Source organism: Solwaraspora sp. WMMD791 (genome assembly GCF_029581195.1).
Taxonomy (GTDB): domain Bacteria; phylum Actinomycetota; class Actinomycetes; order Mycobacteriales; family Micromonosporaceae; genus Micromonospora_E.
In genome coordinates this window covers 3649106-3665259 of sequence record NZ_CP120737.1, presented here as the reverse complement: position 1 = coordinate 3665259, position 16154 = coordinate 3649106, and the positions used below count along the sequence as shown (strand labels likewise).

The window sequence follows — 16154 nt, the reverse complement described above, 5'->3', positions numbered from 1 at the left end:
CGCGCGGCGAAGTTTGCCGATCGGGGGCATCATGGAGAGCAAGGGCGGCGGTGCGTGCCCGGCGGGTGTGACGAGGAGGAGCCGATGGCCAGGACACTCAAGCGGGCGGCGGCGTTCGCGGCGCTCGGCCGGGCGCTGACGGCGGGGACCCGTTCCGGACCGTCGCTGGGGCGTCGGCTGGCGGCGGTGCCGCGGATGATCCGGGCCACGATGCGTGGCGACTACGACGGTGGCCTGCGGCTGGCGTTGATGACGGCTGCGGTGGCGTACGTCGCCTCCCCGGTCGACCTGGTGCCGGAGGCGTTCCTGATGCTGCTCGGCATCGTCGACGACGCCCTGGTGGTCACCTGGCTGGCGGGCAGCGTGCTCGCCGAGACCGAGCGCTTCCTGGACTGGGAGACGCGTCGCGAGTCGGTGGTGCCCGGTCAGGTCGTAGGCTGACCGCGACATACTCCACCGCCGGCAGCGGGCTGTTGTCGGCTGACGACCTCGACCCCGACGATGACGGTGCCGGCGTCAGCAGAAGGGCACAACGAGGTGCGTTACCACGACAACGTCGTTGATCTCATCGGCAACACCCCGCTGGTCCGCCTACGGAAGGTCACCGCCGGAATCTCCGCGACGGTGCTGGCCAAGGTCGAGTACTTCAACCCCGGCGGTTCGGTGAAGGACCGGATCGCGCTGCGCATGGTGGAAGCCGCCGAGCGGTCCGGTCAACTCCGGCCCGGCGGCACGATCGTGGAGCCGACCAGCGGAAACACCGGCGTCGGCCTGGCGCTGGTCGCGCAGCTCAAGGGCTACCACTGCGTCTTCGTCTGCCCGGACAAGGTCAGCGAGGACAAGCAGAACGTGCTGCGGGCGTACGGCGCCGAGGTGGTGGTCTGCCCCACTGCGGTGGCGCCGGAGGACCCCCGCTCCTACTACCAGGTCTCCGACCGGCTGGCGGCGGAGATCCCGGGGGCCTGGAAACCCGACCAGTACGCGAACCCGGCCAACCCGCAGTCGCACTACGAGGGCACCGGGCCGGAGCTGTGGACGCAGACCGACGGCCGGATCACCCACTTCGTGGCCGGGGTGGGCACCGGCGGGACGATCTCCGGGGTGGGCCGCTACCTGAAGGAGGCCTCCGGTGGTGCGGTCCGGGTGATCGGTGCGGATCCGGAGGGCTCGGTCTACTCCGGTGGGTCGGGTCGACCGTACCTTGTGGAGGGGGTGGGCGAGGACTTCTGGCCGCAGACCTACGACCGGTCCGTCTGCGACGAGATCGTGGAGGTCTCCGACCAGGAGTCGTTCGTGCTCACCCGGCGGCTGGCCCGCGAGGAGGGGCTGCTGGTGGGCGGCTCGTGCGGGATGGCGGTCGCCGCCGCGTTGCGGGTGGCCCGCCGGGCCGGCCCGGACGACGTGGTGGTGGTGCTGCTGCCCGACGGCGGTCGCGGCTACCTGTCGAAGATCTTCAACGACGACTGGATGGCCCGGTACGGATTCCTGGACACCAACGGTGCCGAGCCGACCGTCGGTGACGTACTGGCGGCCAAGCCGGGTGGCCTGCCGGAGCTGGTGCACGTCCATCCGACCGAGACGGTCCGCGACGCGGTCGACTACATGCGCGAGTACGGCATCTCCCAGCTGCCGGTGCTGAAGGCGGAGCCGCCGGTGGTGACCGGTGAGGTGGCCGGGTCGATCGCCGAACGGGATCTGCTCGACGCGCTGTTCAGCGGCAAGGCGCAGCTGCACGACACGATCGAGCGGCACATGGGCGCACCACTGCCGATGATCGGTGGCGGGCAGCCGGTCCGCGAGGCGGTGGCGCTGCTGGCCGGTACGGATGCGGCGCTGGTGCTGGTCGACGGCAAGCCGCGTGGCGTGATCACTCGTCAGGACCTGTTGGCGCATCTCGGAAACAGCGGCGAATAATCGCACAGGGTGTCCGGTTGGATGCCGTGAGCTGATGTTGACTAGGGCTATGGAAGTTCCGCCCCGGCACTGTCCGCTGCCGGGGCGGACGACCATGGTGCTTCACTCTGCGGTGACCCGGGCGCCCGCCAGCATCCCGGTGTCCCGCATTGTTGCCCGCCCACGCCGATCAACCGGCACGCCTCCGCCGGTTGAGCGCCTTCGGCCAGGCGTTTTCCCCCGGTTAGGGCGGGCAGTGCCGGGCGAGAGTACGGGGCTGGACGGAACCCCCGCAGCAGCGGCTCCGTACTCTCGCCCGGCCGTCACACGTCGGTCGTGGGCAGCGCGCGGGTGTAGCGCAGCTGTGGGGTGAGCACCGGCCCGATCCAACTGTCCCGGCGTTGCCCGTCCGGCCGCCAGCCACTGTGTTCGTAGAAGCGTCGGGCCGGCCGGTTCTCGGCGAGCACCCAGAGCACCGCGCGGTCGTAGCGGTGGCCGCGCATCGTGTCGAGCGCGTCGCGCAGCAACGCGGCGCCGATGCCGGTGCCCTGGTGCGGCGGGGCGACGTGGATGGCGTACAGCTCGCCGGTGTCGGGGTCGCCGTCGCTGTGCGGGCCGACGTAGGTGAAGCCGGCCAGCTCACTGTCGCGTTCGGCGACGGTGAGCCGGTGGGTGTCGCGTTCGTAGGTCAGCCGTTCGGTCCACCAGGCGGCCAGCGCCGGACCGGGTACGGCGTCCAGCGCGGCGTCCGCGACGATGCCCCGGTAGGCGCTGCGCCGGGAGAGGTGGTGCAGGTGGCCGACCGCGCTGACGTCGTCGAGCCGGGCCGGGCGGAGGATGAGCGCCACCTGGTGAGCGTACCGAGAGAAAAACGACCCCCGGGGTTTCCACGTCGGTGACGTGGGCCGGCTGGACTGGGCCGGCACCCCGGGGGTCGGGTGGCTGTCGTGGTTTCGCCGCACCGCTGCCACACGGTCTCGACGATCGGAGCTGTCGAGGACAGCGGCTAGCGGACAGTCACCTCACGAGTCCCATTGCTATCCAACGTCGGACCACCTCCTTTCCCGTGTACGGCAACGCTAACCGGGCGCGCTGGCCGTCGGCAACGGTTTTTGCCGACCACCACGACGGCCGGCGGTGCGCCGCTCCGACCGTCCGGGTGGCACCGGTCGGGGTGACTGTCGATCTCCGCGTGGTTACTAAATGTAGTCAACTGTGTGCATAAAGTATGCAATGGCTGGTGTATTGATGTTCGCCTTATGAAGTGGGGAAACCTGTGGAGTGATCAATATTGACTGAAACGATACGATGGCGACTTGTCCGTTGGTCGTTGTATCTGCCATCGTCTTTCCGGGTGATTCGCTCCATCGCGACGATCGGACAGGCGTGGTCGGTGCGAATACCCACACACAGTCGATCAGTCGCAGCGTGTGTGATCGAGGGGACAAGTCGATCAAAGGCTACGTTCCGGGGCGGCAGCTGTGGACGGGCCGCGAGGTCGACGGGTCGTTACGCCAAGTCGGTGGAGGCTCGTCGAACGCGTCCTCGCGCCATCCCCGCAGCCCTGGTCGATAGCGTCGTGCGTCGCTGTCGACCATGAATAGGGCGGGCGGGTTTTCAGCAGGTTTCAATAGGGGTGGGCGGGCAGAATATGAGTGAAACGGGTGAGAAGCTGAGGGTGGCCCGGGAATCCGCCGGCATCAGTCTGGCCCGAATGGCGGCACTCAGCCACTTCAGCAAGGGCCATCTGTCGAACGTCGAGGCCGGGCGGCGGACCGCGACAGCAGACGTGGTGACCGCGTATGAACAGGTGTTGGGGGACCAGATGCAACGTCGGGGTCTGATCACCGGGCTGGCCGCCGGGGTGGTGGCACCGGGTGCCATCTCCGAACTGATCCACCGTGGCTTCACCGCCGCGCTCGGCGACCCGGCGGCCGAGGAGCAGTGGCGCGAGCGCGCCGACAATCTCGGCCGCGACTACATGTCCGTCGGCGCCGGGGAGCTGCAGGAGCGGCTCGCCAGCGACCTCGTGGTGCTGCAGCAGCAGCTCGGTTCGCCGCCGATGTGGGGGCTGGCCGCACGCTTCCTCAGCGTGTACGGCAAGACCACCGGGCAGGCACAGGAGGCTGTCCGGTGGTACCGGCTCGCCGCCGTCGCCGCCGATCGCAGCGGGGACACCGCCGTACGGGTGTGGGTCCGTGGCCGGGCCGCGCTGGCCCTCGGGTACGAAGGTGCCGCGCTCGGTGTCGCGCAGGACCTCGCCGACCAGGCGCTCACGCTGAGCGAGCGACCCTCGCTCGGCCGGCTGAACGCGCTGATGGCGAAGGCCCAGGTCGCCGGGGTACGCGGCGACCGTACCGCCGCTCTGGCCCATCTCGACGCGGCCCGGCGGGTCTTCGACGCGGTCGACTCGGCCGACCAGATCTCCGACTTCGCGGTGCCGCAGTGGCGGATGGCCACCTTCACCAGCATGCTGTTGGCCCGGTTGGGTGACCCGGCCGCGATCGGGGCTCAGGAGTGGGCGGACCGGACCCGGCCGGCGAGCCTGACCCGGTTCGCCACCCACATCGAGCTGCACCGTGGCCTCATGCTGGTCAAGTCGGGCGACCGGACCGAGGGCGTGCGGTACGCCCGGTCGGCACTGGCCCGGCTGCCGTCGGTCAAACACAGCCAGTCCCTGCGGCTGATGCTGCGGGAGGTCGAGCAGGCCGCCGCCTGACGCCGGGGCGCAAGCGCCGACCTGCCGACCTGCCGATCTTCAGGGACAGCCGTGCCGTCAGGCGGTACGGGCGACGCCGACCGGGCAGGTCATCCCGTTCGGCCCGTGGTTGCAGTAGCCACCGGGGTTCTTGTGCAGGTACTGCTGGTGGTGGTCCTCCGCGTAGTAGTAGGCACCCGCCGGCCGGATCTCGGTGGTGATCCCGTCCCGCCCGGCCGCCGCCACGACCGGCGCGAACGCCTCCCGGGACGCGGCGGCCTCGGCCGCCTGCTCGGCGTCGGTGGTGTAGATCGTCGACCGGTACTGGGTGCCGACGTCGTTGCCCTGCCGCATGCCCTGCGTCGGATCGTGGTTCTCCCAGAACACCTTGAGCAGGTCGGCGTAGCTGATCACGGACGGGTCGTAGACCACCTGGACGACCTCGGCGTGCCCGGTCGCCCCCGAACACACCTCCTCGTACGTCGGGTTGGCGGTCTCGCCACCCGCGTAGCCGACCGAGGTCGAGTAGACCCCGGGAAGGCTCCAGAACAGTCGCTCGGCCCCCCAGAAACAGCCCATGCCGAAGATCGCCACCCGGGTACCGGCCGGCCAGGGGCCGACCAGCGGCGTACCGAGCACCAGGTGCCGGTCGGCGACCGGCATCGGCCGGTCCCGGCCGGGCAGCGCCTGACCCGGCGCGGGCAGGTTCGCTTTCATCGGTCGTAGGAACACCGCGACTCCTCTCGTCGTTGCCACCGGGGTAACACCGTCGGCGGCCGGGTCGTTCCCGCCGGCGTACCCGGGGTCGTTCCCGTCGGTGCCCCGGTGCCCCGGTGTGCCGTTCCCGGCTCGCTGTCAGGGCGTACCCATCCGGAAGCGCCGCATCCGTCCCGACCGGGGGCGGCTCCCCGACGATGGCCTAGCCTCGACCCATGACATACGGGTTCGACACGGTCGCCATCCACGCCGGGCAGGAGCCGGAGGCCCGGACCGGGGCGGTCGTGCCACCGATCTACCAGACGAGCACGTACGCCCAGGACGAGGTCGGTGCCCCCCGGTCGGGGTACGAGTACAGCCGTTCGGCCAACCCGACCCGCGACGCCCTGCAGGAATGCCTGGCGGCGATCGAGGGCGGCCGGACCGCGCTCGCCTTCGCCAGTGGGCTCGCCGCCGAGGACACGCTGCTGCGGACCGTCTGCCGGCCGGGTGACCACGTCATCATCCCGGACGACGCGTACGGCGGCACGTTCCGGCTGTTCGCCAAGGTCGCGCAGCGGTGGGGGCTGACCTGGAGCGCGGCGCGGATCTCCGACGTCGACGCGGTCCGGGCAGCGGTACAACCCGGACGTACCAGGATGATCTGGGCGGAAACCCCGACCAACCCGCTGCTCGGCATCGCCGACATCGCCGCCCTGGGTGCCCTCGCCCGCGACACCGGCGCGCTGCTCGTGGTCGACAACACCTTCGCCTCGCCGTACCTGCAGCAGCCGCTCGCCCTCGGCGCCGACGTCGTCGTCCACTCCACCACCAAGTACCTGGGTGGACACTCCGACGTGGTCGGCGGGGCACTCGTCGTCGACGACCCGGAGCTCGCCGCCGAGCTGGCCTTCCACCAGAACGCGATGGGTGCCGTCAACGGACCGTTCGACGCCTGGCTCACCCTGCGCGGGGTCAAGACCCTCGGCGTACGGATGGAACGGCACTGCGACAACGCCGAGCGGATCGTCGAGTTCCTGGTCCACCACCCGGCGGTCCACCAGGTGCTCTACCCGGGGCTCGCCGAGCACCCCGGTCACGAGACGGCGGCCAAGCAGATGCGTCGGTTCGGCGGCATGGTGTCGTTCCGGGCCGCCGGTGGGCCCGCCCGCGCCATCGAGATCTGCAACCGGGCCCGACTCTTCGTGCTCGCCGAGTCGCTCGGCGGCGTCGAATCGCTGATCGAACATCCTGGACAGATGACGCACGCGAGCGCCGCCGGGTCACCTCTTGAAGTCCCCGGTGATCTCGTGCGACTGTCTGTCGGCATCGAAACCGTCGACGACCTGCTGGCCGACCTCGACCAGGCCCTCGGCTGAGACGTCGCAAAGCCCCCACCTAGTACCGGCTGCCTGGAGGTGCCGTGCACGACATCGTCCCGACCTGGGTGGGAACCACCGCCCGGCAGATCGCCCGTGCCGTGCGCCGGGGCGACGCCTCGGCCACCCAGGTCGTCGCCGACCACCTCGACCACATCGCCCGGGTCGACGGCGAGCTCTCCGCGTTCCGCGCGGTCCGGGGCGGGGAGGCGATCGTCGAGGCGGAGAAGGTCGACGAGCAGGAGGACCTGGCGAACCTGCCACTGGCCGGGGTGCCGGTGGCGGTCAAGGAGAACACCCCGGTCGCCGGGTTGGCCACCTGGCGCGGCTCGGCGGCGGTGCGCACCGAGGTGGCCGAGGACGATCACGAGGTCGTCCGCCGGTTGCGGGGAGCCGGTGCGGTCGTCGTCGGCGTGACCCGGATGCCGGAGCTCGGCCTCTGGGCGACCACCGACGACACCTCAGGGACCAGCCGCAACCCGTGGCAGCCGACGCGCACACCCGGCGGCTCCTCCGGCGGCGCGGCGGCGGCGGTCGCCAGCGGGATGGTGCCGATCGCACACGGCAACGACGGGTTCGGCTCGATCCGGATCCCGGCGGCCTGCTGCGGTCTGCTCGGGCTCAAACCCGGCCGCGACGTGGTGCCACGCCAACTCGGAGCCGAGGACTGGTTCGGGCTCACCGAACACGGCATCCTGGCCAGCTGCGTGGCCGACGCGGCCACCGGGTTCGCGGTGCTCGCCGGCCGGCGGCCGGAGAAGCTGGTGCAACCGGCCCGGCTGCGGGTCGCGGTGTCGCTGACCTCTCCGTTGGCCGGGGTACGCGCGGACGCGGCCAACCGCGACGCCGTCGCGGCGACGTCGCGCCGGCTCACCGAGGCCGGGCACGACGTGGTCGGCCACGAGCTGACGTACCCGGTCTCGCTCGGGCTGCGCGGAGTGGCGACCTGGTTCGCCGGGGCCGCCGAGGACGCCGCCGTCGGCCGGGCCGGCGGGCGGGACCTGCAGCCGCGGACCCGCCGGCACGTCGCGCTGGGTCGGTGGGTGCAACGCCGGGGGTACGTCCGGGAAGCCGACCGGACCGCCTGGCGGGAGCGGATGGTCGGGCTCTTCACCGACCACCGGGTCGACGTACTGCTGACCCCTGCGTTGGCCAGCGTGCCGCCACTGGCCAGCAGTTGGGCGCGCCGCTCCTGGGCAGCGAACATGTGGAGCTGCGTGCGCTACGCCCCGTACGCTGCGCCATGGAACATGGCCGGTCTGCCGGCGCTGGTGGTGCCGGCCGGGCAGCGGCCTGAAGGGCTACCGGTCGGAGTACAGCTGGTCGGCCCGCCCGGTTCCGAGTTGCTGCTGCTGGCCGTCGCCGGCCAACTGGAGTTGATGGCACCCTGGCCCCGGCACGCCCCCTCCTGGCCGCGGCCGGGCAGCCCGGTCGGCCGATGATCCAGGTTGACCCGGCCACCGCCGCCCGACATGCTGTCGCGGGCGTGGAGGAGGACGACGTGGACGATCAGGCGGCCAGTGTGCCGTGCGCGACCTGCGGCGGGCAGGTCGGTTCCGGGCGACGGTACTGCCTGCGGTGCAACACCCCGGTCGGCGAGCCGGCGGTGCGGCCCGGGGTGCGTACGTACCGTACCCACACCCTCGGGACCGTGACCTGCGTGGCGATCGGCGCCGTGGTGGCCGCCGAGGTCGGGTACGCCAGCTGGCCGTTGGCCGTCGCGCTGCTCGCCGAGGCCGGTGTGGTCGGCGACGGCGACCTGCTGGTCCTCGCGGCGCTCACCGTCGATCTCGCGTTCGGGCTGCTGACCGCCGCGCTGATCGTGGCCGCCTGCGTACCGATGATCATGTGGACCTACCGGGTCCGGTCCAACTTGGACGCTTTCCCCGGCGCAGGCGCGACGATGAGCCGGGGCTGGGCGATCGCCGGTTGGCTGGTGCCGGTCGCCAACTTATTCGTGCCGTACCGGGTGGTGGCCAACGCGGCCCGGGACAGCCTGTGGCAGGCCGCCACCCCGGTGGTGGTCCGGGTCTGGTGGGCGGCCTTCCTCGGCTACCAGCTGCTGAACAGGGTGGCGAGCCGGCAGGGCGACCGGGTGTTCACCGAGGTCGTGGATTCGGCGTTCCCGGTGAGCCTGACCGCGTTCCGCGCCGAGTTCGTCTCGCTGGTGCCCGGGCGGGTGCTCGCCGCGACGGCCAGTGGCGTCGCCGCCGCGTCGATCGTGATCGTCATCCGGCAGGTCAGTCGGGCCCAGGAGGAACGGCTCGCCCGAGCCTGGCCCCAGGTGTACGACGGAGCGCGGGTCTGATGCCGGACCTGGTCACCCTCGCGGACGTCGTCGCCGCCCGTACGGCTCTCGCCGACGTGGTACGGGTCACCCCGCTGGAGCCGTCCCGGCCGTTGACCGAGCTGCTCGGCGGTCCGGTGTGGCTCAAGTGCGAGCACCTGCAACGCGCCGGCTCCTACAAGGTCCGTGGCGCCTATCTGCGGATCTCCCGGCTGACCGCGCAGCAACGGCAGCGCGGCGTCGTCGCCGCCAGCGCCGGCAACCACGCCCAGGGGGTCGCTCTCGCCGCCGGCCTGCTGGACATCGCCGCCACGGTGTTCATGCCGGTGGGCGCGCCGCTGCCGAAGGTCGCCGCCACCAAACGGTACGGCGCCCAGGTCGAGTTCGCCGGGGCCACCGTGGACGAGGCGCTGGACGCCGCCCGGGAGCACGCCGAGCGGACCGGGGCGGTGCTGATCCACCCGTTCGACCATCCGGACGTCATCGCCGGCCAGGGCACCGTGGCGCTGGAGATCCTGGAGCAGTGTCCGCAGGTCACCACGATCGTCACGGCGGTAGGTGGCGGCGGGCTGGTCTCCGGGATCGCGGTCGCGGTCAAGGCGCTGCGGCCGGACGTGCGGGTGATCGGCGTACAGGCCGACAACGCGGCGGCGTTCCCGCCGTCGCTGTCGGCCGGTGCGCCGGTGCGACTGGACTCCATGCGCACGATCGCCGACGGCATCGCCGTCGGGCGGCCCGGCGAGCTCACCTTCGCCCACGTCAGCAAGCTGGTGGACGAGATCGTGACGGTGTCGGAGGAGGAGATCTCCCAGGCCCTGCTGATGCTGCTGGAACGTGGCAAGCAGGTGGTCGAACCGGCCGGGTCGGCCGCCGTCGCCGCGTTGCTGTCCGGTGCCGTACGGCCGGCCACGCCGACCGTCGCGGTGCTCTCCGGTGGCAACATCGACCCGTTGCTGCTGTTGCGGGTGATCGAGTACGGGCTCGCCGCCGCCGGGCGCTACCTGCGGTTGACGATCCGGTGCGGCGACCGCCCCGGCGAGCTGGCCGCGGTGCTGTCGCTGATCGCCGAGCAGCGGGCCAACGTGGTCGACGTCGAACACCAGCGCCGCAGCCCCCGGTTGCGACTCGGTGAGGTGGAGGTCGGGCTGTCCGTGGAGACCCGGGGGCCGGAGCATTCGGAAGCCCTGGTCGGTGCGCTGCGCGGCCGGGGTTACCAGGTCAGCTTCGCCGCGACCGAAACCGGCTGACCAACGGGCCGGACACCGACGGCCGACGGCCGGTGGCGTCGGTGGTCATCGGTGTCCGTCGTCGTCGGTCTCCGTCAGCGTCGGCGGCGGCGTCGTCGGTCTCCGTCAGCGTCGGTCAACGTCGGCGTCAGTCGGGAGCGGCGGCCAGCGACAGCGGCTCAGCCGGCGAAGGGCTCGAAGGTGTCGACGGTGACCTTGATGTCCGCGCCGCTGGGCGCGGTGTAGGTCACCGTCTGCCCCTTGCGTGCCCCGAGGATCGCCTTACCGAGCGCCGACTCCGGGCTGTAGACGGTCAGCTCGGTCGTCGAGGAGATCTCCCGCGAGCCGAGCAGGAAGGTCTCGGTGTCGGCCGGATCGTCGTCGAAGTGGATCGTGACGACCGTCCCGGGTGCCACGGCGTCGGCGTTCGGGGCCTCGCCCACCTGCGCGGTACGCAGCAGCTCCTGCAGGTAGCGGATACGCGCCTCCTGCTTGCCCTGCTCCTCCCGGGCGGCGTGGTATCCGCCGTTCTCCCGTAGGTCGCCTTCCTCACGCCGGGCGTTGATCTCGGCGGCGATCACCGTGCGACCGGCGATCAACTCGTCAAGCTCGGCCTTGAGCCGGTCGTAAGCGTCCTGGGACAGCCAGGTGGCGGGCGCCTCGCGGTCGGTCGTGGACACAGACGATCTCCTTGGGGCTTGCGGGCGGACGAGGTCGAACTACCAACGTACCAGTGATCGGCATGGTGGTGCCGTGGTTGCGGGCCGGCGGAGTTTCAGTCGGCCGGCCGGCAGCGGGTGACCTCGCCGAGAAACGCCTGCCGCTCGGTGGACAGTCGGTGGGTGGTCCGGATCTGCCGTTCGCCCGGTGCGGCCCGGACCGTCACCTCGTCCCGGCCGACCTCCGCGCCGTCGCGCGAGCGCGCCCGGACCAGGCAGGTGGCGGCGCCACCGGGCGGCACCGTCACCGCGAAGTCGATCAGGATCGCCTCCTCGGTCGCCCCGGTGTACGTGATCACCTTCGGGTCGTACGTCGGATCGCCGTAGAGCGTGTAGAGCCGGACCGTGACCACCAGCCCGGCCAGCACCGCCAGGGCGACCAGCACCGCGACCAGCCAGGGCCGGCGACGGCGGGACGCGCGGCGTCGGCCGTACCGCCCGGGTGGGAACATGTCGGCGGTCGGTGCTGTTGTGGCGGACGGGTCGGTCACCCGGGACGCATCTCCTCGGCGGGGCGGATCGGTGCCAACGGGTCGGATCGGGGCCATCGGTGAGAATGGTCGTCGGGCCCTATTGTCGCAAGCCGGGCCGGAGAGACGTCGGCAGGGGCGTCGGTGGTGTTACGAGGGAGCGGTTCGTTGGCTGAGCAACTGCGTCTGATGGCGGTTCACGCGCATCCGGACGACGAGTCCAGCAAAGGTGCGGCGACGATGGCGCGTTACGTCGCCGAAGGCGCCCAGGTGCTGGTGGTCACCTGCACCGGAGGCGAGCGGGGCAGTGTGCTCAATCCGAAGCTGGACCGGCCGGACGTGTGGGAGAACATCGCCGAGATCCGGCGGGCGGAGATGGACGCCGCGCGGGCGATCCTCGGCGTCGAGCAGGCCTGGCTGGGGTTCGTCGACTCGGGCCTGCCCGAGGGCGACCCACTGCCGCCGCTGCCGGCGGGCTGCTTCGCCCTGGAGCCGGTCGAGCAGGCCGCCGCGCCGCTGGTGCGGTTGATCCGGGAGTTCCGTCCGCACGTGGTGACCACCTACGACGAGGACGGCGGCTATCCGCATCCGGACCACATCATGTGCAACCGGGTCAGCCTGGCCGCGTTCGACGCCGCCGGGGACGCGTCGCGGTACCCGCAGCTCGGTGAGCCGTGGCAGCCGTTGAAGCTGTACTACTGCATGGGCTTCACCCGGGCCCGGATCCTCGCCCTGCACGAGGGGATGATCGCCGCCGGCCTGGAGTCGCCGTACGTGGAGTGGATGGACCGGTGGGAGGACCGCCCGGACAAGGGCGACCGGATCACCACCCGGGTCGAGTGCGCCGACTACTTCCCGGTCCGCGACGACGCGCTGCGTGCCCACGCGACGCAGGTCGATCCGGACGGATTCTGGTTCCAGGTGCCGATGGAGGTGCAGCGGCAGGCCTGGCCGACGGAGGACTACGAACTGGTGCGGTCGTCGGTGACCAGCCCGATGCCGGAATCCGACCTTTTCGCCGGAGTACGGGAGTGGTTGGACCGGGCCTGAACAGGGCGGCGTAGCGTGTACCTGTCGTCGTCAGCGCTTGCGAGGAGTCCGACATGCTCGACCTGGTGCAGGTCGTCGCGGCCAACAACTTCGGGGACACCCGCAGCGGCGGGCTGGCCGGCCCGATGGGTCTGTTCCTGCTCCTGCTGCTCGCTGCGGTGACGGTCCTGCTGGTCCGGAACATGAACGCCCGGCTGCGGCGGTTGCCCGAGCGGTTCGAGAGTCGATCCTCGGACGACACGCCGGCGACCGCCGAGGCTAATGTCCTTGATCTGACAGATCGGGAGTCGCGCCCCGGATCGCCTTTGTAACCGCTTACATCCCCTGCTGTCAGGGACTTTTCTCCCACTGAGTGGACGTCCGCTCCTAAACCGGCCCTGTGGCCCCTGTTGCCGCAATCGGCTTTGGCTTAGCCTTCCGCCGGGGGGCCTTGAGTTCCTCCGACCGCGCGCGGAAAGGGGCGACCATGGACGGCACTGCAGTCGCCTCGTGCGGGGCGTCACGGACGCGAGTGACGCTCGGATCGGTCGCCCGCACCGGGAGCGGCCCATGACGCCCGACCGGCCCGCTGGGCAGTGGCAGTTGGCGGTCTTCACCGCCACGCTCCTGTTCGGTGCGCTGGCCACCGCCGCGATCGGCCTGGTCACCAACGACGACCCCGGCGGTACGGCGTGGCCCGCCCCGGCGCGGTTCGCCGTCGTCGTCCTGCTGCTCGGGGTCGCCCAGCTCGCCCGTCTGCGGTTCCGTATCGGCACCGGCACGGTCAGCTTCACCTGGGGCGAGGCAGCCCTCATCGTCGGGCTGTACCTGGTGCCAGCGGGCTGGCTGCCAGTGGCAACCGCAGTCGGCGTGAGTGCGGCCTGGACGCTGTTGTCGATGTTCGCCGAGCCGCGGACGGTGCCGGAGATCGCCCGGGTCACCGCCTCGCTGACCGTCGCGGTCGCCGCGGCGGGGCTGCTCACCCGGGTCGTGTCCGATCCGTACGGCCAGCCGCTGACTCCGCCACTGGCCGGTGCCCTGGCGCTGGGCGCGGTCACCTATCTGCTCGTCACCGCAGGCCTGGCCGCGGTGACGATCGCCCTGCGCCACGGCCGACCCTTCGGCGCCACCCTGCTGCACGCGCTGCGCAACAAGGTGCTGATGTTCGTCGGCAACGTGCTGGTCGGCCTCGGCACGGTGACCGTTCTGGACCACGATCCGCGCTGGCTGCTGCTGCTGCCACCGGTGCTGTGGCTGCTGCAGCAGACCTACGGGCACTGGCTGCGGGTCGAGGACGAGCGGCGGGCCTGGCAGGAGTTCGCCCAGGCGACCCACGCGCTGAACCAGCTGGACGAGCCGAGCGTGGCCGGTGCCGGCGTGGTCGGCGGCCTGGCGCTGTTCGGTGCCGAGCGGGTCGAGGTGGATGTCCGGCGCGCCGACGGCCGGCTGTGGCGTTACGTCGGAGACGACAGCGGCCAACTGCACGGCGCGCAGGCACCCGCCGAGGCGCGAACAGCTGCGGTACGGGTGCCGGGGCACGACGCCGGATCCGCTCCGTACGCCGACGTCGAACCCAACGACCGGGTCCTGGTGCATCCGCTCACCGTCGGTGCGACCACGGTCGGCGTGCTCCGGGTCCACCTTCCGGTCGGTGCGCTGCCGGGTGCCCGGGACCGCAACGCGCTCTCCGCCTTCGGCCACGCGCTGGCCGCCGCGCTGCACGACGCCACCACCCACCGCGAGCTCGCCAGCCTCAGCGCCCGGGCCGCCCACGAGTCGACGCACGACCCGGTGACCGGGCTGCTCAACCGGTCGGCGCTGCTGACCGGCGGGGACGCCGCCCTGCAGGAACTCGGCAACGACCATCAGGTAGCCCTGCTGATGCTGGACATCAAGGGCTTCAAAGAGGTCAACGACACCCTCGGCAACGCCGCCGGGGACGAGCTGCTGCAGGCCGCGGCACGTCGGTTGCGGGCCCGGACCGGCTCCGGTGAGCTGCTCGGCCGGCTCGGCAACGACGAGTTCGCCGTACTGCTGACGTCGCTGGCACCGCCGTCGGGGGCCACCGGCGACCGGAGCTCGCCCACCGGGACGGCGATGCGGCGGGCCCGCGAGATGATCACCGCGCTGGCGGAGCCGACCGAGGTCGCCGGGGTGCGGATGTCGGTCGAGAGCGCCCTCGGCGTGGTGGTCGCCGGAGCCGGCACCGCCGACATGAACGAGCTGCTGCGCCGGGCCAACATCGCGATGAGCCAGGCGAAGGAGATCGGCGGCAGCGTCGCCGGCTACGACAGCGCCAAGGACGCCGCCAGCACCGACCAGCTGGCGCTGCTGGCCGAGCTGCGCGCCGCGCTCGACACCGACGACCAGCTCGAACTCGCTTTGCAGCCGGCGGTGGACCTCGCCACCGGCGCGCCCACCGGGGTCGAGGCGCTGATCCGGTGGCGGCACCCGCGACGCGGCCGGCTCACCCCGGTCGACTTCGTCCGGGCGGTGGAGGGCAGCGAACTGCTCGCCCCCTTCACCCGGTACGTCGTCGACCGTGCCCTGTCGGTGGCGGCGCAGTGGGCGGCGCAGGACATCGACGTGCCGATCTCGGTCAACATCTCGGCCCGCAGCCTGCTCGACCCGCAACTGCCGGCCGAGATCGGCGAGCTGCTGCGCCGGCATCAGGTGCCGGCCCGGCGGCTGGTGCTGGAGATCACCGAGACGGTGGTGATGAGCGAGCTGGAGATCATCGACGAGGTGCTGGGCACGCTGCGGGAGATGGGCGTGCAACTGGCGGTCGACGACTTCGGCACCGGATTCTCGTCGCTGGCCTTCCTGACCCGGGTCCCGGTGGACGAACTCAAGGTCGACCGGTCGTTCGTGATGAACATGATCGATTCGCCGGCGGACGCCGCGATCGTCCGGCACACCGTCCATCTCGGCCGGGACATGGGGCTGCGGGTGGTCGCCGAAGGGGTCGAGACGGCCGACCAGCGGGCGACGCTCGCCGCGCTCGGCTGCGCCGCCGCGCAGGGCTACCACTTCTTCAAGCCGATGCCGGCGGACAAGATCGTCACCGTACTGCGGTCGTTGCTCGACTCCGCCCAGGCCCAGATCTACCCGCTGCGGGCGGACGGCGCCTCGTGACCACCCACCCGGGCACGGCCCCCGACAGCTGGCTGGTGTTCGACTACGGCAAGGTGATCTCGTTGCCGCAGGCGCCGGACGCGGTGGCCGCCATGGCCGCCGTCGCCGGGTTGCCGGCGGCCACCTTCGAGCGACGGTACTGGCAGTACCGGGACGCCTACGACGGGGGCTGTCCGGCCGGCCGGTACTGGAGCCAGGTCGTCGGCCGGCCGCTGGACGACGACGACCCGTTGGTGGTCGAGCTGGACCGGGCCGACGTGGCCAGCTGGTCACGGCTCAATCCGGACACGGTCGAGTTCGTCGCCGATTGCGCCGCCGCCGGCCACGGTCTCGCGTTGCTGTCCAACGCCCCGGCGTCGCTGGCGGTCGCGATCGAGGCGGCACCCTGGGCGCAGGCGTTCCACCACCTGCTGTTCAGCTGCCGCATCGCCCTGACCAAACCGGACCCGGCGATCTTTCAGGTCCTGCTGCGCCAGCTGGCCGCTCCGGCCGGGCAGGTCACCTTCGTCGACGACCGACCGGAGAACGTCGCGGCCGCAGCGGCCGCCGGCCTCACCGCGCTGTGCTATCCACAGCTGCCGGCACCGGGCCGGGTCACTGACTAAGGTCGGCTGTACGACGA

General features: G+C 71.6%; 15 protein-coding genes. 11 read left to right on the top strand and 4 right to left on the bottom strand.

The window, feature by feature from the left end:
- The first annotated feature begins 84 nt into the window (after nt 1-84).
- A complete protein-coding gene (locus tag O7623_RS16175; protein ID WP_282223882.1) occupies nt 85-441 on the top strand; it encodes a YkvA family protein in 357 nt (118 codons plus the stop codon).
- 96 nt (nt 442-537) lie between these two features.
- Complete coding sequence (locus O7623_RS16170) at nt 538-1914, top strand: cystathionine beta-synthase (protein WP_282229431.1); 1377 nt, start codon at nt 538-540, stop codon at nt 1912-1914.
- A gap of 302 nt (nt 1915-2216) precedes the next feature.
- On the opposite strand, the gene O7623_RS16165 is transcribed toward O7623_RS16170, so the two are convergent.
- Entirely contained in the window at nt 2217-2741 is a 525-nt protein-coding gene (locus tag O7623_RS16165; RefSeq protein WP_282223881.1) for a GNAT family N-acetyltransferase, read from the bottom strand.
- Between the two features lie 803 nt (nt 2742-3544).
- Here O7623_RS16165 and O7623_RS16160 point away from each other — a divergent pair.
- On the top strand, nt 3545-4612 hold the full coding sequence (locus tag O7623_RS16160; protein WP_282223880.1) for a helix-turn-helix transcriptional regulator: 1068 nt from the start codon (nt 3545-3547) through the stop codon (nt 4610-4612).
- 57 nt (nt 4613-4669) lie between these two features.
- On the opposite strand, the gene msrA is transcribed toward O7623_RS16160, so the two are convergent.
- On the bottom strand, nt 4670-5323 hold the full coding sequence (gene msrA / locus O7623_RS16155) for a peptide-methionine (S)-S-oxide reductase MsrA (RefSeq protein ID WP_282223879.1): 654 nt from the start codon (nt 5321-5323) through the stop codon (nt 4670-4672).
- Between the two features lie 200 nt (nt 5324-5523).
- Here msrA and O7623_RS16150 point away from each other — a divergent pair, with 200 nt between their 5' ends.
- Genes O7623_RS16150 through ilvA form a run of 4 tightly spaced genes read left to right on the top strand, consistent with a single transcriptional unit; the run spans nt 5524 to nt 10200 of the window.
- Nucleotides 5524-6666 (top strand): cystathionine gamma-synthase, encoded by a 1143-nt coding sequence (locus O7623_RS16150; RefSeq protein WP_282223878.1) that lies wholly within the window; start codon nt 5524-5526, stop codon nt 6664-6666.
- 44 nt (nt 6667-6710) lie between these two features.
- Nucleotides 6711-8108: an amidase gene (locus O7623_RS16145; protein ID WP_282223877.1), complete on the top strand. Its 1398-nt coding sequence runs from the start codon at nt 6711-6713 to the stop codon at nt 8106-8108.
- Nucleotides 8105-8974: a DUF4328 domain-containing protein gene (locus O7623_RS16140; protein WP_282223876.1), complete on the top strand. Its 870-nt coding sequence runs from the start codon at nt 8105-8107 to the stop codon at nt 8972-8974. The genes O7623_RS16145 and O7623_RS16140 overlap by 4 nt, the downstream gene beginning before the upstream one ends.
- Nucleotides 8974-10200 (top strand): threonine ammonia-lyase, encoded by a 1227-nt coding sequence (gene ilvA / locus O7623_RS16135; protein ID WP_282223875.1) that lies wholly within the window; start codon nt 8974-8976, stop codon nt 10198-10200. The genes O7623_RS16140 and ilvA overlap by 1 nt, the downstream gene beginning before the upstream one ends.
- A 158-nt stretch (nt 10201-10358) precedes the next feature.
- Here the strand turns inward: ilvA and greA are convergent, their stop codons facing one another.
- Together greA and O7623_RS16125 are read right to left on the bottom strand one after the other, a co-directional pair.
- Entirely contained in the window at nt 10359-10859 is a 501-nt protein-coding gene (greA, locus tag O7623_RS16130; protein WP_282223874.1) for a transcription elongation factor GreA, read from the bottom strand.
- Nucleotides 10860-10954: 95 nt separating this feature from the next.
- Nucleotides 10955-11350, bottom strand: a complete 396-nt coding sequence (locus tag O7623_RS16125; RefSeq protein WP_282229430.1) for a DUF4307 domain-containing protein — start codon at nt 11348-11350, stop codon at nt 10955-10957.
- Between the two features lie 186 nt (nt 11351-11536).
- Here O7623_RS16125 and mca point away from each other — a divergent pair, with 186 nt between their 5' ends.
- The 4 genes from mca to O7623_RS16105 all read left to right on the top strand — a co-directional run bounded on the left by mca (nt 11537) and on the right by O7623_RS16105 (nt 16137).
- Nucleotides 11537-12418: a mycothiol conjugate amidase Mca gene (gene mca, locus O7623_RS16120; RefSeq protein ID WP_282223873.1), complete on the top strand. Its 882-nt coding sequence runs from the start codon at nt 11537-11539 to the stop codon at nt 12416-12418.
- Nucleotides 12419-12471: 53 nt separating this feature from the next.
- Complete coding sequence (locus O7623_RS16115; RefSeq protein ID WP_282223872.1) at nt 12472-12729, top strand: hypothetical protein; 258 nt, start codon at nt 12472-12474, stop codon at nt 12727-12729.
- Between the two features lie 238 nt (nt 12730-12967).
- Nucleotides 12968-15532, top strand: a complete 2565-nt coding sequence (locus O7623_RS16110; protein WP_282223871.1) for a GGDEF domain-containing phosphodiesterase — start codon at nt 12968-12970, stop codon at nt 15530-15532.
- Nucleotides 15529-16137 (top strand): HAD-IA family hydrolase, encoded by a 609-nt coding sequence (locus O7623_RS16105; RefSeq protein WP_282223870.1) that lies wholly within the window; start codon nt 15529-15531, stop codon nt 16135-16137. The genes O7623_RS16110 and O7623_RS16105 overlap by 4 nt, the downstream gene beginning before the upstream one ends.
- Nucleotides 16138-16154 lie beyond the last annotated feature (17 nt).